Consider the following 18,475-nt stretch of genomic DNA (forward strand, 5'->3'; position numbering starts at 1 on the left):
CGTGGAAGGGCCCGCCTGGACCTTCGATGCCGTCTACCGTCCGCCGCCCGGAGCCCATGACGAGGTGATGGCGCCGGGGGTGGGCGTTCGCCCCCATTGGCAGGGCTTCATCGAGGGCATGAACCGCCTGGGCCTCGACGAGCTGACCCGGCGCTGGGATCTGGGCCAGCGGCTGATCCGCGACAACGGCGTCACCTACAACGTCTATGGCGACCCGGCTGGCCTGGACCGCCCGTGGCGGCTCGACCCCCTGCCGCTGATCCTGTCGGCGGAGGAATGGGCCGGACTGGCCCGGGGCATCGAGCAGCGGGCCGCCCTGCTGGATGCGGTGCTGGCCGATCTCTATGGCGAGCGCTCGCTGATGGGGCGCGGCGTCATCCCGCCCTCGGCCCTGCACGCCAATCCCGCCTTCCTGCGGCCCTGCCACGGCTGGATTCCGGCGGGCGGCCACTGGCTGCAGCATTACGCCGCCGATCTGGTGCGCGGCCCCGACGGCCAGTGGCGGGTGTTGAGCGACCGCACCGAAAGCCCGTCGGGCGCCGGCTACGCCCTGGAGAACCGCTCCATCGTCAGTCGCGTGCTGTCGGAATTCCATCGCGCCCTGCAGGTGGAGCGGCTGTGGCCGTTCTTCGAGGCGCTGCGCCGCACCCTGCAGGGTCTGTCGGTGCGCCACCGCGACGATCCGCGCATGGTGCTGCTGACCCCCGGCCCCTACAACGCCACCTATTTCGAGCATGCCTTCCTGGCCCGTCAGCTGGGCATCACCCTGGTGCAGGGCGAGGATCTGACGGTGCGCGACAACACCGTCTATCTGAAGGCGCTGACCGGGCTGCAGCAGGTGGACGTCATCTTGCGCCGCACCGGCGGCACCTGGTGCGATCCGCTGGAATTGCGCGGCGATTCCCAACTGGGCGTGGCTGGGCTGCTGCAATCGGCGCGGCGCGGCAACGTCGCCCTGTTCAACGCCATCGGCAGCGGCCTGCTGGACGGCGCCTCATTGCTGGGCTTCATGCCGGCCCTGGCCCGGTCGCTGCGGGACGAATCCCTGCTGCTGCCCTCGGTGCCCAGCTGGTGGTGCGGCGAGCCCGCCGCCCTGGAGCATGTTCTGCGCAACCTGGAGCGGCTGGTGATCCGCCCGGCCTTCGGGCGCCGCGACCAGCCGGTGATCGGCGCCGCCCTGTCCGGGGTCCAGGCCGCCGAGCTGCGCGCCGCCATCGCCGCCCGCCCCTGGGACTGGGTCGGCCAGGAGGTCAAGGCCACCTCGACCCTGCCGGTATGGGCCGAGGGCCAACTGGAACCCCGTCATTGCGTGCTCAGGGTCTTCGCGGTGCGGACGGAAAAGGGCTGGCAGGCCATGCCGGGCGGGCTGGCCCGGCTGTCGTCCGAGCGCGACCTGCTGGCATCGCGGCTGCAGACCGGCGGCGGCGGCAGCAAGGACGTGTGGATCGCCTCGCCGCCGCAGAAGCTGACGGTCACCGCGCCCCGCCCGCAGGCGCCGCCGGTGCGCCTGACCCGCGAGAACCGCGACCTGCCGTCGCGGGTGGCCGACAACATGTTCTGGCTGGGCCGTTATCTCGAGCGTTGCGAGGCGACCACGCGGCTGCTGCGCGCCGCCCTGGTCCGCATCGAGGATTCCCTGGCCGAGGGCGATTCCGTCCAGGCCCTGGCCATGATCCGCACCATGGCCGCCCTCGGCCTGCCGGTCCCGGAAGAGACCGGCGACGAGCCGGTGGAGGGGCTGGCCGACCGGCTGGTGGCCCATCACCTGGCCGCCGAGGGCGCCGGGCTGGCCGGCTGTGTCGAGCGTTTGCTGCGCATCGTCGTCCATCTGCGCGATCGCCTGTCCAACGACACCTGGCGCGCCCTGCACCTGCTGCGGGACGAGATCGGCCTGCTGGCCGCCGAGACCGGGGGGGGCGACGTGCTGGGCCGCCTCAACGCCATGGTGCTGACCATGCAGGCGGTCAGCGGCCTGGCCATGGAGAACATGACCCGCGGGCCGCAATGGCTGTTCCTCGATTCGGGCCGCCGCGCCGAGCGGGCCATCGCCATGGTCGAGATGATCAGCGGCGCCCTGTCCGACGTGGAGGGCGAGGCAATGGTGCCGCTGGAGCTGCTGCTGGAGACCTGGGACAGCGTGATGACCTATCGCTCGCGCTATCTTTCCACCCCCCGTCTGGCCGGGGTTCTCGACCTGCTGCTGTGCGACGAGGCCAATCCCCGCTCGCTGGGCTTCCAACTGGCCCGCCTGGAGGGCCACATGAACCGGCTGGCCACCATGGGCGAGCATTCGGGCTTCTACAAGCCGGAGCAGAAGCTGATGACCGTGCTGTGCGGCACCATCCGCACCACCGACGTCATGGTGATCTCGCGCTACGACCGCGACGGCGGCTATCACGACGCCCTGCGCCTGCTGGACATCCTGCGCTCGCGCCTGTGGGAACTGTCCGAGCAGATCAGCCGCGCCTATTTCATCCATGCCCAGTGGCGGCTGCCCACCGCGCCCATGGAGGAACCGGCGTGAAGTTCAGGGTCCGCCACACCACCACCTACAAGTACACCGAGCCGGTGCAGCTCTCCCACCATGCCGCCCATCTGCGGCCGCGCACCGTGGACGGCCAGATTGTCGAGCAGGTCAAGGTGGCCATCCGCCCGACGCCGGAGGTGCTGCACGAGGGCGGCAGCGACTATTTCGGCAATCCCATCACCTTCTTCACCATCCAGAGCCCCCATTCCACCCTGGTGATCGACGCCTCGTTCATGGTGGAGACCGCCGGCCAGCCGCTGCTGCCCCAGGTGGCGGTGCCGGCTTGGGATTCGGTGCGGCTCAACACCTGGTCGGGGGCGCGCGGTATCGACGAGGCGGTGATGGATTTCGTCTTCGCCTCGTCCCAGGTGCCGTCTTTGCCCGAGGCCGAGCGCTACGCCCTGCCCAGCTTTCCCGCCGGCCGCCCGCTGAACGAGGCGGTGATGGACTTGAACCGTCGCATCCATGCCGACTTTACCTTCGACCCCGAGGCCACCACCGTCGGCACGCCCCTGGCCAGCGTGTTCCAGCAGCGCCGCGGCGTCTGCCAGGACTTCGCCCATGTGGGCATCGCCTGCCTGCGCGCCATGGGGCTGGCGGCCCGCTATGTCAGCGGCTATATCCGCACCAAGCCGCCGCCGGGCAAGGAAAAGCTGGTGGGCGCCGACGCGTCGCACGCCTGGCTGTCGGTCTACCAGCCAGGCTGGGGCTGGCTCGACCTCGACCCCACCAACGACATGGCCGCCGGCCAGGACCACATCGTGGTGGCCTGGGGCCGCGACTACGACGACGTCACCCCGGTGCGTGGCGTGGTGCTGGGCGGCGGCGAGCATCAGGTGCTGGTCGCCGTCGACGTGCTGGAGATGTGATCCGGCGGGTTCCGGACTCGGCGGCTTCGGCCATTCAAGGTGAATCAGGCGGCGATTGAGAACACCCAAATCATGGTTCCGTCACGAGAAGCGCAAAACCGGTTAAAACGCACCGCTTCGTCGGTTCGGCAATCTGTCGGGCGTTCTAACGAAGCCCTAATTGAATCGAATGCCCTCCTCGCCTCCCTCGCCCTGCGGACCTTCCGGGGCGAGCTATGACCGGACCCGTCCCCTCCCGGCGCCGTAAACTGGGATGGAGGGCCGCGCTGGTCTGCGCCGTGCTTGGGGGCGTTGCGCTGCTTCTCGCCTGGCCGCGCCCGGAGGAAGACATTCACCGCGAAATCATCGCTGCCCTCCGGGCCGAACTGACTCCCGCCATGATCGCCCAGGCGCTGGATGCCGGGGATGCGGACGGAGCCGAGTTGCTGGCTGAGGCGGCGGAACTGGCCGGTATCGGCGTTCCCAAACCCATCGCCGATCGTCTGGCGGCAGAGATGGCCCCATGGAAGCAGGCCGCCCGCAAGGCCGCCGATTGCGGCAAGGGGGCGGTGCTTGGCCGGGCCGCCGGTGTCGCGGGGATCGCCTGCTCGGTGGTCGCCGACATGACCCTGCTGGGCGACGTCAGGGACGCCACCGTCGAACTGAGCAAGCCGTTGCGGGGGGAGGAGCCTGACTCCCTGATCCTCGGCCTTGCTGCCGCGGGGCTGGTGCTGGAGGTGGCGGCCCCCGCCACCGGCGGCGCTTCCCTGGGCGCCAAAGGCGGAACCGCCGTGCTGAAGGTGGGGGCGAAAAGCCGGTTGATCGCCCGCCGCCTGCTGGACGAGGTGGGTGGGGTTCTGTCCTCGGCGATCCGTCCTGGACCGCTCAAGGCATTGGCGCCCGCCGATCTGGCCGATGTTCCCCGCCTGCGCCGCGCCATGGGCGAATCCGTCGATCTGCGGCGTCTCGCCCCGCTGACCGAGGCGGGAACCTCCTTGGCCCGCATCGCCGAGAAGGGAGCCCTGGGCGATGCGGTGATGGTCGCCAGGACCGCCCGCACCCTGGACGATGTGAAGACGGCGGAAAAGCTTGCCTCGGTCTTCGGCAAGCGCACCGGCGCGGTGCTGAAGGTGTTGGGAGCCAAAGCCTTCGATCTGGTCGCCCTGGCCGTGCGTCTGGTCTGGGCGCTTCTGGGGCTGTGCTTCGGGGCTCTGTGCTGGCTGGTGGCCGGGCTGATCGCCCTGCGCGGCATGGTCCGCCTGATCAAGCGGCTGTTCCGGCCCTCCTCCCTCGTGGGCTCATAGCATATCCCGGTGATCGCAACCGATCCCCGGGACCGCCCTCAGATGGCGGGCGGCGCCTTGCGCCTGACCAGGTTCCGATGAGTCCAGCCCATCGGAACCTGATATCACCCCGTCTCAGGTTCCCGCCGCTCGGCGCAAAGGCTCGGCGATCTCTTCCACCAGGAAGTCGAGGAACGCCCGGACCTTGGGGCTCAAGCCCCGGCTGCTGGGAAACAGCGCGTGGTACTCGGTGACCGGCGGCGCCCATTCGGGAAGCAACCGGACCAAGCGTCCCTGCCGCACATCCTCGGCCACCAGCAGCGGCGGCAGCCAGGACAGCCCCATTCCGGCCAGCACGGAATCCCGCAGCACGCCGGGATCGTTGACCGCAAGGCGGGGATGGAGGGTGACCGACATGTCGCCCTCGGGACCGCTCAGCCGGCGGGTCACCGCCCCCACGGCGGCGGTCAGTTCCAGCATGTCGTAGCCCGGTAACTCGCGGGGGTGGGCCGGCGGCATACCCCCCTTCAGATAAGCCGGGCTGGCGCACAGCCAGGGGCGGTTGCTGCCGAGCTGGCGAACCATCAGGCTCGACGGAACCAGCGGCCCCACCCGCAGGGCCAGGTCGAACCCCTCTTCCACCAGGTCCACCATGCGGCCGGTGAGGTCCAGCACCACCTGCACCTCGGGGTGACGGCTCAGGAAGCGGGGCAGGGCCGGTCCCAGGAACAGCATGCCCAGGGTGTAGGGCGCGGTCATCCGCAGCACCCCGCGCGGCTGGCCGTGGAAGGCGGCCAGCTCCTGTTCCGCTTCCTCCACGTCGGTGACGATGCGCTGGGCGTGGCGCAGGAAGGTCTGACCCTCGCCGGTCAGCGACAGCCCGCGCGTGGTGCGATGGACCAGACGCAGTCCCAGCCGTTCCTCCAGTTGCGACAGGGTCCGGCTGACCGTGGATTTGGGCAGCGACAAGGCGCGTGCCGCCGCCGAGACGCCCTTGAACTCGGCGACCTTGACGAAGATGCGGATGGCGGCCAGTTCCACGCTATCGTTCCATATTTGCTAACAGATTTGCCAATATTAGCTGAATAGTACGAATTTTGGAACGACGCTACTGTGCCTGCAAGCCCTGAGGTCCCCTGGGGCATCGCGAACACGGAGCAACCACCATGACCAAGGATCTCTTCCAGCCCCTGCGCCTGGGCGACCTTACCCTGCCGAACCGCATCGCCATGGCCCCCATGACCCGTTCGCGCGCCGACGACGACGGCGTGCAGCCCGACATCGCCGCCACCTATTACGGCCAGCGCGCCGGGGCCGGCCTGATCATTTCCGAGGGCATCTACCCCTCGGCCATGGGCAAGGGCTATGTCCGCACCCCGGGCCTTCACACCGACGCCCAGGTGGCGGCCTGGAGCAAGGTCACCCAGGCGGTGCATGCCAATGGCGGGCGCATCTTCGCCCAGCTGATGCATACCGGCCGGGTCGCTGTTCCCGCCTTCCTGCCGGGCGGCATGCTGCCCGTGGCGCCCTCGGCCATCCGCGCCGAGGGGCAGGCCTATACCGACCAGGGCATGACGCCCATGGTCACGCCGCGTGCCCTGGAGACTTCGGAAGTGGCCGGTGTGATCGACGAATACCGCCAGGCGACCCGCCGCGCCCTGGAGGCCGGATTCGACGGCGTCGAACTGCACGCGGCCTCGGGATACCTGCCGGAACAGTTCCTGTCGTCCAAGAGCAACCGGCGCACCGACGGCTATGGCGGGTCCATCGCCAACCGCGCCCGCTTCGTGGTCGAGGCGTTGCAGGCCATGGCTGCGGTGGCCGGTCCCGGCCGCGTCGGTATCAAGGTCTCGCCGGAGATGAACTTCAACGACGTGGCGGACGAGACCCCGCAGGAGACCTACAGTCACCTGGTCGAGCGTATCGCGCCCCTGAACCTCGCCTATCTGCACGTGGCGCTGTTCGGCACCCCCACCGACTATCACGGCCTGCTGCGCCCCCTGTTCCGGGGGGCCTATCTGGCCGGCGGCGGCTTTACCGGAGAAACCGCCGAAGCCGCCCTGGCCCAGGGCGGCGCCGACGCCATCGTCTTCGGCGCCGCCTTCATCGCCAACCCCGACCTGCCCAGGCGGTTGGCGGAAGGGTTGCCCCTGGCCGAGCCGGACAAGGCGACCTTCTACGCGCCGGGACCGACGGGCTACATCGATTACCCGGCTGCGATCTGAGGAACGTGGGATGACCGCCTGCGACGTTTACGCAGGCGGTCGGCTCATTTTCCATCGTAACCTCAAAGCCTTCTCCTGCCGCATCAGCGATATGCGGGCGCGAGTCCAGGCGTGCATCGGCATCGGCCTTGCGGTCAAAGGTCTTGGATTGGGGGGGAAGCCGTTGCGGTTGAAGCGTTTGGCGATGGTCGCCATTGAGGAACGTGCCGGGACAGCGCCTAACGGCTCAGTATCCCGCAAATTCAATGTCTGGTCTGGGTTTGCTTCGCGGACCCATCGACAAGCCGCAGAGTTCTGCGGCTTGTCGATGGTCGGAGTGAGAGGATTCGAACCTCCGGCCCCTGCCTCCCGAAGACAGTGCTCTACCAGGCTGAGCTACACTCCGGTCGCCTGCGAGGCGCCTCTTATAGCGCCAACGTTGCGGCGGCGCAAAGGGATTTTGCGCCGCCGCGAGGTGCTGGAAAACAATCAGATTTCCCGGCCGATCAGGGCGTCCGCCGAGAAGCGGCCGCCGCCCCGGATGACGAAGGCCACGGCGACGATGCCCCACATCAGCGGGTATTCGTAGCCGCCGCTGGTCCAGAAGAAGCCCTTGCCCAGATGGACGCCGAACACCGCCGCCGCCATCAGGCCGGCCACCAGGGCGGCGACGGGGCGGGTGAGCAGGCCGGCGGCCAGCATCAGGCCGCCGGCGAACTCGATCAGGCCGGCCAGCAGGGCCAACCCGGCCGGCAGGCCCAGCTTGGCGGCGAAGAACTGGCCGGTGGCCTCCAGGCCGTAGCCGCCGAACCAGCCGAACAGCTTCTGGGCGCCATGGGGCACCAGCAGCAGGCCGGCGGTGACCCGCACCATGGGCTCGGCCAGGGGCGACAGCGCCGCGGTGATGGGGGCGACGGCGGGAAGCAGGGGCTTGGCGGAAGAAGCGGAAGAAAGGGAGAGGGTGGACATGGCGGACCTCGTCGGTGAAGGGCTTGATCTGGGGCCGACTCTACGCCCGCCGCTTTGATGGCAACAATCGCCTGATTATTCACATGGCTGTTTCGCCATGCGAAACGACAGATAGGGATACCGCTTCCGGCTGGAAAAAGCCGCCCGGATGGGATATCGGGAAGCGTGCTCACATTTTCCGGTGGATCAAACCCATGTCCAAGGCCAAGAAGACCGCTGTCACTCCCACCCGCGAGGAGAACTTCCCCGAATGGTACCAGCAGGTGATCAAGGCCTCCGACATGGCGGAGAATTCGCCGGTCCGCGGCTGCATGGTCATCAAGCCCTGGGGCTACGGCATCTGGGAATCCATCCAGCGCGACCTTGACCGCCGCATCAAGGAGACCGGGCACGAGAACTGCTATTTCCCGCTGTTCATCCCGCTGTCGTTCCTGGAGAAGGAGGCCGCCCACGTGGAGGGCTTCGCCAAGGAGATGGCGGTGGTCACCCATCACCGCCTAGTGGCAGAGAACGGCAAGCTGGTGCCATCGGGCAAGCTGGAGGAGCCCCTGGTGGTGCGCCCCACCTCCGAGACCATCATCGGCGACGCCTTCGCCCGCTGGATCCAGTCCTACCGCGACCTGCCCATGCTGGTGAACCAGTGGGCCAACGTGGTCCGCTGGGAGATGCGGCCGCGCATCTTCCTGCGCACCGCCGAATTCCTCTGGCAGGAGGGCCACACCGCCCATGCCACGGCGGAAGAGGCCATGGAAGAGACGCTGCGCATGCTCGACGTCTACCGCGCCATGTCCGAGGAGGTGCTGGCCATGCCGGTGATCGTCGGCGAGAAGCCGGCGCACGAGCGTTTCCCCGGCGCCGACCGCACCTATTCCATCGAGGCCATGATGCAGGACGGCAAGGCGCTGCAGGCCGGCACCTCGCACTTCCTCGGCCAGCATTTCTCCAAGGCGCAGAACATCCGCTACCAGACCGCCCAGGGCGGCGAGGAATTCTGCTACACCACCTCGTGGGGCGTCTCCACCCGCCTGATCGGCGGCGTGATCATGAGCCACGCCGACGACAACGGCCTGCGTGTCCCGCCGCGCATCGCGCCCAAGCAGATCGTCTTCGTGCCCATCACCCGGGCTGACGGCGACGAGGCGCTGATCGAGGACTTCCTGGCCCCCATCGTCAAGGAACTGTCGGCCCAGAGCTTCGGCGGCGAGCGCCTGCGGGTGCATGTGGACCGCCGCCCCATCGCGCCGCCGGAAAAGCGCTGGGAATGGGTGAAGAAGGGCGCCCCCATCATCTGCGAGGTCGGGCCGCGCGACGTGGCCGGCGGTTCGCTCGCCGTGATCCGCCGCGACGGCGAACTGAAGGGCCAGATCACTCCCCGGGACGAGTTCGTCGCCCGCGCGGCTTCCGTCCTGGAGGACATCCAGAACAGCCTGTTCACCCAGGCGGCCACCGCCCTGAGGGACCGCACCGTTACGGTGGACAGCCTGGACGACTTCATCTCGGTGTTCGCCGACGACACCACCTTCGGCCGCAAGTTCGTGCGCGCCAAGTGGTGCGGCGACGCCGACACCCTGGCCAAGCTGGACGAGTGGAGCGTCACCGTGCGCAACGTGCCGTTCGACCAGGACGGCGCGCCGGGCAAATGCGTGCTGAGCGGCCGCCCGGCGACGCAAGAGGTGATCTTCGCGAAGTCCTACTGACCCGGATGAAGGCCCAGGCAGCCGTAATAGGCGGCCAGGGCCTGGCGGGTGGCCGGCAGGTTGTAGCGGTCGGCCACCTTCTGCCCTTCCTCCCGCATGGCATCGATCCATGCCTCGCCGGCCCCGATGCCCTTGACCAGGGCGTGCAGGGCGTCGGCCACGCTCTCGTGCTCGTCGGCGCCGAACCAGAACCCGTTCTCCGGCCGGGCGTATTCCAGCCCGCCATGGCCGTGGTAGCCGGCGACCAGGCAGCCCGAGGCCATGGCCTCGATGGGGATGAGACCCAGCCCCTCGAAATGGCTGAGCGACAGCAAGATGTCCGAGGCCCCCAGGGTCTCGGCCAACTGGTCCTCGGTGAAGTTCTCGATCACCACGAACGGCACGTGGCGGGTATCGGGGTACTTGGCCTTGAACATGAAGGCGATCATCGAGGCGTGGCGGGGCATCTTGCGCGGGATGGCGGCGATCTGCAGCCGTTTGGCGCGCGGCCGGAATCTCTCGCGGTCGATGTCGTAGGGGATCAGCGCCACGTCCTTGAGGCCCAGCACGCTTTCCAGCATGCGCTTGATCGGCCCGCACGAGCAGAACACGTCGCGGAAGCCCAACTGGGCATAGGTGGTCTTGGGGATCAGGTCGTTGAAGACGTAGTACTGGTTCTGGCAGAACAGCAGCTTGGTGCAGGGGCGGCGGGTGTGGAGCAGCGGCGCGAATTCCGGGAAGCCGATGACCTCGGGAAACACCAGCACGTCGTCGGGGCGCAGCGTCTCCTCGGAAAAGCCGTCGATCAGCCGACCCTCTGACCTGAACCAGAACGGATGCCCCGCGGGCTGCCAGACCCAGGCGTCGTACCCCATCTCCACCAGCAGTTCCACGTGGCGGTAGGCCGTCTTCACCCCGCCGGTGATCACATCGGCGGGAAACGGGCACAGATAGATGATGCGGCTCATGGGGCTTATTCGACCGTGAAGTACTTGTGCAGCTTGGCCACCTTCATCAGGTTCTCCACCTGGCCGGTGGCGCCCTTCAGGATCACGTCGCGGCTCTGCTGGACGGCGGCGTCGCGCACGATCAGCAGCATGCCCAGCGCCGAGGAATCCATGAACTCCACCCGCGACAGGTCGAAGCGCACCCTGGCGGTCCCGGCATTGCCGATATGGGACAGGATGTCGCGGAACGCCTTGTGATCCTTGTGGGTCATGCGGCCGCTGACCTTGATGGTCAGGCCGCCGTCGCGGGATTCGAATTCATGCTCCATAATGCCCCCGTTACTCCGTCAGCCCTTGCGGGCATTCCCATACGTTAGATTTGCCTTAAATTCTCGCCGGAGCAAGGAACAATGACCATCGTCGCCGTCATGGATGGTATCTCGCCCCAGGCCGAGGAGCATCTCCGCCTGCTGGGCTGGCCGGTGGCGGCGGAGCCCGGGGATGGCCACGGCGCGGTGATGGTGCGCGAGCGCTTTCCGGCCGGCGACCTGGCCGGCTGCCTGTCGCCGCCCTGGGCCGGCGGCATCGAGGTGGGCGGCACCGGGCTGCATCCGGTGGGCTCGTGCTTCCGCCGCCATCTGGCCGAAGGCGGGCTGGGCCTGTCGCTGCGCTCCGACACCGCCTATGGCGGCGATGTCGCCCTTCCCTTCGCCCAGGCCGTCGGCCGGCGTCTGGCCGAGCCCGAAGGCGGCGCGCTGGAGTTCATCATCCAGGAAATGGTCACCAACGCGCTGCTGCACGGCAATCTGATGGTCGGCGGCATCGACAGCGACGGCGGCGGCGGGCTGGACGGCTTCGGCGAGCGCATCGAGGCGGCGCTGGCCGATTCCGAGCGCGCCGGGCGGCGGGTTCAGCTGTCCGCTTCGCTGGTCGGTGACCGCCTGGAACTGGCGGTGGAGGATGACGGGCCGGGCTTCGACCATCCCGATTCCCATGCCAATTCCCGCCGCCCCCATGGCCTGGCCCTGCTGGAATCCATGGTCTCTGACCTGCGGATCGAGGAGGGGGGGCGGCGGACCGTCGCCACCCTGGTCATCCCCACCCGCCAACTGCGGCCCGAGCCGCCGGGCCTGGAGAGCGTGCGGGTGCTGGTGGTGGACGACAACCTGATGAACCGGGTGCTGATGGAGACCCTGCTGCTCCGCATGGGGGTCGGCCGGGTGGAAACGGTGGAATCGGGTGAGAAGGGGTTGGCCGCCATCGCGCGCGAGAAGCCCGACCTGATCCTGCTCGACGTGATGATGCCCGGCATGGACGGCTTCGAGATGTGCCGCCAACTGCGGCGGCGGCATCCGCTGACCGAGTTGCCGGTGATCTTCGTCACCGCCCTGGACGGCCCTGCCGACCGCACCGCCTGCTTCCAGGCCGGGGGCAGCGACATGGTCACCAAGCCCATCGACGCCCACGAGGTGGCGGCGCGGGTGGGGGTGCACCTGCGCCTCGGCCAGGCCATGGACGGCCTGAAGGCCTATCGCGAGCGGGTCCACGAGGAGTTGCGGGCCGCCCGCGCGGCGCAGGCCGCCCTGATGCCGACCTCGGCGGAGCTGTCGGCCATCCGCGGCCGGCTGGGGCTGGTGGTGGACGGCCGCATCGAAAGCTCGTCCGAGCTGGGCGGCGATTTCTGGACGGTGCTGCCCGCCGGGCCGAACCAGATGACCCTGCTGGTGGCCGACTTCACCGGCCACGGCCCGGTGGCGGCCTTCAACGTCTTCCGCCTGCATCTGCTGCTGTCGCGCCTGCCGCGCCAGATGCCGTCGCCCTCGGCGCTGCTCGGTCATCTCAATCTGGAACTGAAGGCGGTGCTGCGCCCCGGCCAGTTCGCGGCGGCCTTCGCCGCCCTGATCGACGTGGAGGCCGGCACCCTGACCTATGCCGGAGCCGCCTCGCCGCCGCCGGTCCTGGTAAGCGGCGGCGCGGCCCGCTTTCTCGAGGCCGACGGGCCGCCGCTGGGCGCCTTCGCCGACGCCGAGTACGAGGAGACCCGTATCGGCCTGCCGTGCGGCGCGGCGCTGCTGGCCTATTCCGACGCCCTGGTGGAAAGCCTGGGCGACGACGGGGCGCTGGCCTGCGACCAGGAAAGCCTGCGCGAGTGGGTCCAGGGTGTCCGGGCCGGCCATTCGCTGGCCGACGAGGTGTTGGCCCGCTTCCGGGAAAAGGTGCCGGGCGAACCGCCGGATGACCTGACCCTGGTCTGCATCCGGCGGCCGTGAAGGGGGGCGGCCGGGACGGCCGCGCTCCAGGGCATCCTGCCCGCTTTCTCAGCTGAAGGCGTTGGCCAGTTCGTCCAGCAGGCCCTGTACTTCCTGCGACGGGTCCTCGATGGCCTCGACGGCGTCGACGGCGCCGTCGAAATCGTTGTCGCGGAAGCGCCGGGCCGCCTCGATGCCCAGCTGGTGGACCTTCTCGTGCGGGGCTTCCAGGGCGCGGAAGGCCGGGTGGCTCCTGATCTTCTCGTCGGTGACCGAGTAGTACCACTTGCCCAGGCGGCAGCTCTTGTGGTTGGCCAACTCGTCGGGGTTGATGGTGGTCTTCTCGGCCAGCATCTCGGCCAGGCGGCGGCGCCAGATCATGTGGTCGGACTTGGCCAGGTGGATCACCGCGTTGCGCATCTCCACCAGGTTCATCTCGTTCAGCATCTCGGCCAGATTGCCGCTGGCCTTGGACGAGATGTCGATCACCGTGTTGATGGCCTTGGTGTCGTCCACCGAGCGGGCGGCGGCGGCCTCCAGGTTGTCGGCGATCTCCTGGGCGGCCTCGCGCTGCTGGGCCAGATGCTCGGAGATTTCCTGCATCAGGGTGGTGACGTCGCGGATCTCGTGGCTGACGGTGCGCATCTTGTCCACCGAGCCCAGCACCACCTGTTCGCCTTCGCGCACCGTTTCGGCGCCCTTGCCCATGCCGGTCAGGATGGCGGCGGTTTCCTCGGTCAGCATGTCGATGCGCGCGCGGATTTCCTGGGTGGCCTGGCCGACCTGGTTGGCCAGGTTCTTGACCTCGGTGGCCACCACGGCGAAGCCCTTGCCGAACTCGCCGGCCCGGGCCGCCTCGATGGTGGCGTTCAGCGCCAGGATGTTGGTCTGCCGGGCGATCTGCTCGATCTGCTTGACGCTGGTTCCGATGGAGGACGACGCCTCGGTCAGGCGCGAGACGCGGGCGGTGGCGTCGTTCACCGTGGTGACGATGCTCTGCATGGTGCTGACCACCGCCTCGGTGCTGCGCGCGCCTTCGTCCGAGACGTCCTGGACCGAGCGGGCGTTGGCGGCGGCCAGTTCCGAGGTCCGCGCGATGGCCTGGACGGTGGAGACCAGTTCCTCGGTGGAGGCCGAGATGGTGGCCATGCGGCGGCTCATCTCGCGGATGGAGCGCAGCGTGTGCACCGCCTGGGTCACCGTGCCGTTCAGGTGGATGGACATGCCCACCGACTGCACCAGCAGCGAGCGGGAGCGGTCCTCCAGCTTGCCGGCCAGGGTCTTGAGCTTGTCGGCCAGCGGACCGCCGGTATCGGGCAGGGAGCGGTAGCCGCCCTCGATCAGGCGATCAACCATGGCCTCGAACTCGGGCATGGAAATATCCTGGGAATCCGCCACGCTAGTCCCCCTTTTTGAAATTCCCATCGAGAATATAAGGTCTTGTACCGTGTCGCAAGATGATGGGATGGCGCCGGGGTTGAAACGCCGCGCCCCCTTCCGTATCCTCCGGGCCAATCCGGAAAAAAGCCGAGGTTCCGCCATGCCCTCCTTCGACGTCGTTTCCAAGACCGACCTTGCCGAGGTCGACAACGCCCTGGCGGGCATCACCCGCGAGGTCGCCCAGCGGTTCGACTTCAAGGGCTCGAAGTGCTCGGTGGAGCGCAAGGACCAGATGATCACCGTCCTGGCCGACGACGATTCCAAGCTGAAGACCATGCACGAGCTGCTCAGCGTCCACTTCACCCGGCGCAAGGTCGATCCCAAGGCGCTGGAGTACAAGAGCGTGGAAAAGGCCTCGGGCAACACCGTCCGCCAGGAAGTCCGCATCAAGGACGGAATCGAGACGGTGTTGGCCAAGCGGCTGGTCAAGGAGATCAAGGATGCCAAGCTGAAGGTCCAGGTCGCCATCCAGGGCGACGAACTGCGCGTCACCGGCAAGAAGCGCGACGACCTGCAGGAGGCCATCGCCCTGTTGCGCAAGCTGGAGGTGGATCAGCCGCTGCAATACATCAACTTCCGCGACTGATTTTCTTCCAGCCATGCATCCCGGGCGGGGCGCCATGTCGCGCCCGGGTGCGGTTTCCCCCGCTGCGTAAATGACTCCGTAAGACAATCCGGTCTATGCTGCACTGCATCATCCGGGATGGCGAGTGTGTGGAGTCCATGATGAAACCGTCCTTCGGCCTTCGTTTCGTCCATGCCAGCCTGATCTGCGAGGATGCCCTCGCGGTGGGCGAGAACAAGCAGGCCCTGTGCGAGATCACCCGCGTCGCCGACGATATCGTCTGGTACGCCGTGCTGGGCCGCAACGGCGGCACCGTCAGCCGCGAGTGGATCGAGGCGGCCCGCTTCCCCGACATCTTCGTCCAGGCGGCCTGAGCCGGCCAGGCCCGTGAACGTCTTCTTCCTCGACCGCGACCCGGTGGCGGCGGCCCGTCTGCATTCCGACCAGCATGTGGTGAAGATGGTGCTGGAAACGGCGCAGATCCTCTGCGCCGTACTGCACCGCCACGGCATCACCGCTCCCTACCGCCCGACCCATGCCCGGCATCCCTGCGTGCTGTGGACCGGCGACAGCCTGTCCCATTGGGAGTGGGTGCGGCGGCTGGGGCTGGCGCTCGGCGCCGAATACACCTTCCGGCGTGGCCGGGTGCACGCCTCGGCCGAGGTGATCGCCGCCCTGCCGCCGGTGCCGCCCATTGCCGACCTGGGCTGGAGCGATCCGCCCCAGGCCATGCCCGAATCCTATCGCGGCCCCGATCCGGTGGCGGCCTACCGGCGTTATTACCGGGCGGAGAAGTCGGTGTTTCCCGGCAAGGGGCCCGCCACCTGGAGCCTTCGGGAAACGCCGGATTTCATGATGTAGGCTCGGCCAGGGCCTTGTCGATGGCGGCGCGCAGGCGGCCGGAATCGGGGGCGGTGGTGCTGGCGAACCAGTCCACCATCCTTCCGTCGCGGCCCACCAGGATCTTGTGGAAGTTCCAGCGCGGCACGCCCAGCGGCCCGGTGCGCTCCGCCGCCCAGCGGTAGAAGGGATGGGCGTCCGTCCCGGTCACCGCCTGCTTTTCCAGCAACGGAAAGTCCACGCCGAAATTGATCTCGCAGAAGCTGGCCACCTCGCTGTTGGCTCCCGGTTCCTGGGAGCCGAAATCGTTGGACGGCACGCCCAGGATCAACAGGCCGCGCCCCCGGTACTCGCGCCACAGGGATTGCAGCCCCTGGTATTGCGGGGTGAAGCCGCATTTTGAGGCGGTGTTGACCACCAGCACCACCTTGCCCTTCAGGGTGTCGGCCTCGATGCGCCCGCCGCTGATGGCCGGGAGCGGCAGCGACGACCACTCGAGCCGCTCGCCGGCCGGTCCGGCGGCGACGCTGCCGGCCAGGCCGATGGCCGCCAGCATCGAGGCCAGGACGGCGCCGAGGGGATTGGCGGGAAGGAAACGATGCATCTGGACCTCCTTGCCCCCTTGAGAGGTGGGGATGCCGCCGCATGGGTCAAGGACCCCATGGGGATGCCACCTATGGACGAGAATGGCCGGACCACGTAATCTGAAGACCGCCCAACCGAAAGGTATAGGGGGCCGCTTGATGCTTCGACTGGATGTGGGCACGTTGGCGTTCACGGCGGCCATGACCTCCATGGCCGGCGGCTTCGTCTTCGCCGCCTATGGGCTGACCCGGCACGGCGACCGCCGCTGGAGCAGCTTCAGCCTGTCGGGGCTGTCCTACGGCCTGGGGCTGCTCCTGGTCCTTCATGTCGGCACCCTGACGCCGGTCCTGTCGGTGGTCGGCGGCAACCTGCTGCTGGCGGTGGCGGCCATGGCCATCCATGCCGGCTGCGCGCTGCTGACCGGGCGGCGGCTCCGTCCGGCCGTCTATCTGGGCTTTCTCGCCGCCTACATGTCCGGAGCCTTGTACTTCCTGTACGGGGAGGACAGCATCGGCGGCCGCATCGCCTCGGCCTCGCTGCTCCGCGCGCCGCTGTTCGCCCACGCGGCGCTGATGGTCCACGGCCTCCGCCGGGTGGAGACCGGGACCGGGATGCTGCTGCTGGAGGCTGTCCTGGCCGGCTGGGCCTGTCTCCTGCTGGCCCGCGGCCTGGGGGTGGCGGCGTCCGGCCCCATCCGGGACCTGATCGTCCTGGAAGGCTTCCATGCCGCCTATTACACCATGGCGGGGCTGGCCTATGTGGCGGTGGTGATCGCCCTGCTGCTGATCGACGCCGACCGCCTGACCGCCCTGCTGGGCAAGGAGGTCTCGCGCCAGGCCGAGGCCCTGGGGACCCATATCGCCCGCCAGATCCAGACCCAGGACGACCTGCGCCGCTCCGAGGCCGATCTCAGGGCCATTCTCGACAACATGCCCGACATCTTCTACCGCACCGACCGCGAGGGGCGGCTGCTGATGGTCTCGCGCTCGGTGGAAAACCTGCTGGGCTATCGGGTGGAAGAGGTGCTGGGGCGGGATGCCGCCTTCTACCACGGGGTTCCCGAGAGCCGCGCCGCTCTGGTCGCCGCCCTCGAGGCGGCGGGCGGCTCGATCATCGATTACGAGCTGCAGCTGCGGCACAAGGACGGCCGCGCCCTGTGGGCCTCGACCTCGTCGCGCTTCTATTACGATGCCGGCGGCGCGCGGGCGGGGACCGAGGGGGTGGTGCGCCTGATCGAGGAGCGCAAGCGCACCGAACTGTTCATCCGCGAGAATCAGGCGCTGATCCAGGCCATGCTGGACGCCTCGTCCGACGCCATCATGCTGTTCAAGGCGGACGGAACCCTGCTGGCGGTCAACGAGGTGATGGCGGAGCGCTTCGGCCGGCGGGCGTCGGAACTGACCGGCTCCTGCCTGTGGGACATGTTCCCGCCCGACGTGGCCAAGGCCCGCCAGGCGGCGGTGGGCCGCGTGGTGGAGACGGGCCTGGCCATCCACTACCTGGACCGGCGCGGCGAGCTTTATCTCGACAATTCCATCTATCCCGTTCCCGGGCCGGAGGGCCGTCCCGACAAGGTGGCGGTCTATTCCCGCGACATCACCGCCCAGACCCTGGCCGAGGCCAAGGTGGCCACCTATCTGACGGAGCTGGAGCGCTCCAACGCCGAATTGGAGCAGTTCGCCTACGTGGCCAGCCACGACCTGCGCGAGCCCCTGCGCATGATCTCCAGCTATCTCTCCCTGCTGGAACGGCGCTACGGTTCCAGGCTGGAGGGCGACGGGCTGGAATTCCTGGCCTTCGCCCGCGACGGCGCCCGGCGCATGGACCATCTGGTGCTCGACCTGCTGGAATTCTCGCGCATCGACCGCAAGGGCTCGCCCATCATCGCCATGGAGGTGGAGCCGGCCTTGACCCAGGCGCTGCGCCATCTGGCGCCGGCCATGGACGAGAGCGGTGCGGCGGTCGAACTGGCCGGCGGCGGCGATCTCCCCTGGGTGATGGGCGATCCCGACCAGATCATCCGGCTGTTCCAGAACCTGATCGGCAATGCCGTCAAGTACCGGGCGCCGGATCGCCCGTCGCGCATCCGCGTGTCGTGGCGTCGCCAGGGGGGCGAGTGGCAATTCACCGTGGCCGACAACGGTATCGGCATCGAACCTCAGTATTTCGAGCGCATCTTCCGCATCTTCCAGCGGCTGCACACCGCCGACCGCTACGAGGGCACCGGCATCGGCCTGGCCGTCTGCAAGAAGATCGTCGAACGCCATGCCGGGCGCATCTGGGTTGAATCGGTGCCGGGCGAGGGTTCCGCCTTCCACTTCACCCTGCCGGCGGCGGGATGA

At 68.5% G+C, this 18,475-nt stretch carries 16 protein-coding genes and 1 tRNA gene; 10 read left to right on the forward strand and 7 right to left on the reverse strand.

What is annotated here, in order from left to right; translation table 11 throughout:
• Position 1: 1 nt before the first annotated feature.
• The 3 genes from H261_RS02810 to H261_RS02820 all read left to right on the forward strand — a co-directional run bounded on the left by H261_RS02810 (position 2) and on the right by H261_RS02820 (position 4,679).
• A complete protein-coding gene (locus tag H261_RS02810) occupies positions 2-2,524 on the forward strand; it encodes a circularly permuted type 2 ATP-grasp protein (protein ID WP_008614143.1) in 2,523 nt (840 codons plus the stop codon).
• Positions 2,521-3,396: a transglutaminase family protein gene (locus H261_RS02815; protein ID WP_008614157.1), complete on the forward strand. Its 876-nt coding sequence runs from the start codon at positions 2,521-2,523 to the stop codon at positions 3,394-3,396. Before H261_RS02810 ends, H261_RS02815 begins: the two co-directional genes overlap by 4 nt.
• A gap of 215 nt (positions 3,397-3,611) precedes the next feature.
• On the forward strand, positions 3,612-4,679 hold the full coding sequence (locus tag H261_RS02820) for a hypothetical protein (protein WP_152426670.1): 1,068 nt from the start codon (positions 3,612-3,614) through the stop codon (positions 4,677-4,679).
• A gap of 114 nt (positions 4,680-4,793) precedes the next feature.
• On the opposite strand, the gene H261_RS02825 is transcribed toward H261_RS02820, so the two are convergent.
• Positions 4,794-5,699 (reverse strand): LysR family transcriptional regulator, encoded by a 906-nt coding sequence (locus tag H261_RS02825; protein WP_008614160.1) that lies wholly within the window; start codon positions 5,697-5,699, stop codon positions 4,794-4,796.
• Between the two features lie 125 nt (positions 5,700-5,824).
• On the opposite strand from H261_RS02825, the gene H261_RS02830 reads away from it, so the two are divergent.
• Positions 5,825-6,883, forward strand: coding sequence for an alkene reductase (locus H261_RS02830; RefSeq protein ID WP_008614161.1), 1,059 nt, complete (start codon positions 5,825-5,827; stop codon positions 6,881-6,883).
• Positions 6,884-7,191: 308 nt separating this feature from the next.
• Here H261_RS02830 and H261_RS02835 read toward each other — a convergent pair.
• Positions 7,192-7,268: transfer RNA gene (locus tag H261_RS02835), tRNA-Pro, on the reverse strand.
• Between the two features lie 83 nt (positions 7,269-7,351).
• Positions 7,352-7,831, reverse strand: coding sequence for a DoxX family protein (locus tag H261_RS02840; protein ID WP_008614162.1), 480 nt, complete (start codon positions 7,829-7,831; stop codon positions 7,352-7,354).
• A 194-nt stretch (positions 7,832-8,025) separates the two neighbouring features.
• Between H261_RS02840 and proS the strand changes: the two genes are divergently transcribed.
• On the forward strand, positions 8,026-9,528 hold the full coding sequence (gene proS / locus H261_RS02845) for a proline--tRNA ligase (RefSeq protein WP_008614163.1): 1,503 nt from the start codon (positions 8,026-8,028) through the stop codon (positions 9,526-9,528).
• Here proS and H261_RS02850 read toward each other — a convergent pair.
• Positions 9,522-10,475: a glycosyltransferase gene (locus H261_RS02850; protein ID WP_008614164.1), complete on the reverse strand. Its 954-nt coding sequence runs from the start codon at positions 10,473-10,475 to the stop codon at positions 9,522-9,524. The genes proS and H261_RS02850 overlap by 7 nt on opposite strands.
• Positions 10,476-10,480: 5 nt before the next feature.
• Positions 10,481-10,783 (reverse strand): STAS domain-containing protein, encoded by a 303-nt coding sequence (locus tag H261_RS02855; protein ID WP_008614165.1) that lies wholly within the window; start codon positions 10,781-10,783, stop codon positions 10,481-10,483.
• An 81-nt stretch (positions 10,784-10,864) separates the two neighbouring features.
• On the opposite strand from H261_RS02855, the gene H261_RS02860 reads away from it, so the two are divergent.
• Complete coding sequence (locus tag H261_RS02860) at positions 10,865-12,724, forward strand: SpoIIE family protein phosphatase (protein WP_008614166.1); 1,860 nt, start codon at positions 10,865-10,867, stop codon at positions 12,722-12,724.
• A 48-nt stretch (positions 12,725-12,772) separates the two neighbouring features.
• Here the strand turns inward: H261_RS02860 and H261_RS02865 are convergent, their stop codons facing one another.
• Entirely contained in the window at positions 12,773-14,101 is a 1,329-nt protein-coding gene (locus tag H261_RS02865; RefSeq protein ID WP_152426671.1) for a methyl-accepting chemotaxis protein, read from the reverse strand.
• Positions 14,102-14,243: 142 nt separating this feature from the next.
• On the opposite strand from H261_RS02865, the gene H261_RS02870 reads away from it, so the two are divergent.
• The 3 genes from H261_RS02870 (at position 14,244) to H261_RS02880 (ending at position 15,569) form a co-directional block, all read left to right on the forward strand.
• Positions 14,244-14,729, forward strand: coding sequence for a YajQ family cyclic di-GMP-binding protein (locus H261_RS02870; protein WP_040475621.1), 486 nt, complete (start codon positions 14,244-14,246; stop codon positions 14,727-14,729).
• A gap of 137 nt (positions 14,730-14,866) precedes the next feature.
• Positions 14,867-15,082, forward strand: coding sequence for a hypothetical protein (locus tag H261_RS02875; protein WP_235062852.1), 216 nt, complete (start codon positions 14,867-14,869; stop codon positions 15,080-15,082).
• 13 nt (positions 15,083-15,095) lie between these two features.
• On the forward strand, positions 15,096-15,569 hold the full coding sequence (locus H261_RS02880; protein ID WP_008614182.1) for a pyrimidine dimer DNA glycosylase/endonuclease V: 474 nt from the start codon (positions 15,096-15,098) through the stop codon (positions 15,567-15,569).
• Here the strand turns inward: H261_RS02880 and H261_RS02885 are convergent.
• Positions 15,559-16,152: a glutathione peroxidase gene (locus H261_RS02885; protein WP_008614183.1), complete on the reverse strand. Its 594-nt coding sequence runs from the start codon at positions 16,150-16,152 to the stop codon at positions 15,559-15,561. The genes H261_RS02880 and H261_RS02885 overlap by 11 nt on opposite strands.
• 139 nt (positions 16,153-16,291) lie before the next feature.
• Between H261_RS02885 and H261_RS02890 the strand changes: the two genes are divergently transcribed.
• Entirely contained in the window at positions 16,292-18,475 is a 2,184-nt protein-coding gene (locus H261_RS02890) for a sensor histidine kinase (protein ID WP_235062853.1), read from the forward strand.

This window comes from Paramagnetospirillum caucaseum, assembly GCF_000342045.1.
In the GTDB taxonomy this organism is placed as follows: Bacteria; Pseudomonadota; Alphaproteobacteria; order Rhodospirillales; family Magnetospirillaceae; genus Phaeospirillum; species Phaeospirillum caucaseum.

Coding starts and splice junctions, on each gene's coding strand:
- H261_RS02875 (WP_235062852.1), top strand. CDS start 14,867: ATGATGAAACCGTCCTTCGGCCTTCGTTTCGTCCATGCCAGCCTGATC.
- H261_RS02890 (WP_235062853.1), top strand. CDS start 16,292: ATGCTTCGACTGGATGTGGGCACGTTGGCGTTCACGGCGGCCATGACC.
- H261_RS02830 (WP_008614161.1), top strand. CDS start 5,825: ATGACCAAGGATCTCTTCCAGCCCCTGCGCCTGGGCGACCTTACCCTG.
- H261_RS02870 (WP_040475621.1), top strand. CDS start 14,244: ATGCCCTCCTTCGACGTCGTTTCCAAGACCGACCTTGCCGAGGTCGAC.
- H261_RS02840 (WP_008614162.1), bottom strand. CDS start 7,831: ATGTCCACCCTCTCCCTTTCTTCCGCTTCTTCCGCCAAGCCCCTGCTT.
- H261_RS02855 (WP_008614165.1), bottom strand. CDS start 10,783: ATGGAGCATGAATTCGAATCCCGCGACGGCGGCCTGACCATCAAGGTC.
- H261_RS02820 (WP_152426670.1), top strand. CDS start 3,612: ATGACCGGACCCGTCCCCTCCCGGCGCCGTAAACTGGGATGGAGGGCC.
- H261_RS02850 (WP_008614164.1), bottom strand. CDS start 10,475: ATGAGCCGCATCATCTATCTGTGCCCGTTTCCCGCCGATGTGATCACC.
- H261_RS02885 (WP_008614183.1), bottom strand. CDS start 16,152: ATGCATCGTTTCCTTCCCGCCAATCCCCTCGGCGCCGTCCTGGCCTCG.
- H261_RS02860 (WP_008614166.1), top strand. CDS start 10,865: ATGACCATCGTCGCCGTCATGGATGGTATCTCGCCCCAGGCCGAGGAG.
- proS (WP_008614163.1), top strand. CDS start 8,026: ATGTCCAAGGCCAAGAAGACCGCTGTCACTCCCACCCGCGAGGAGAAC.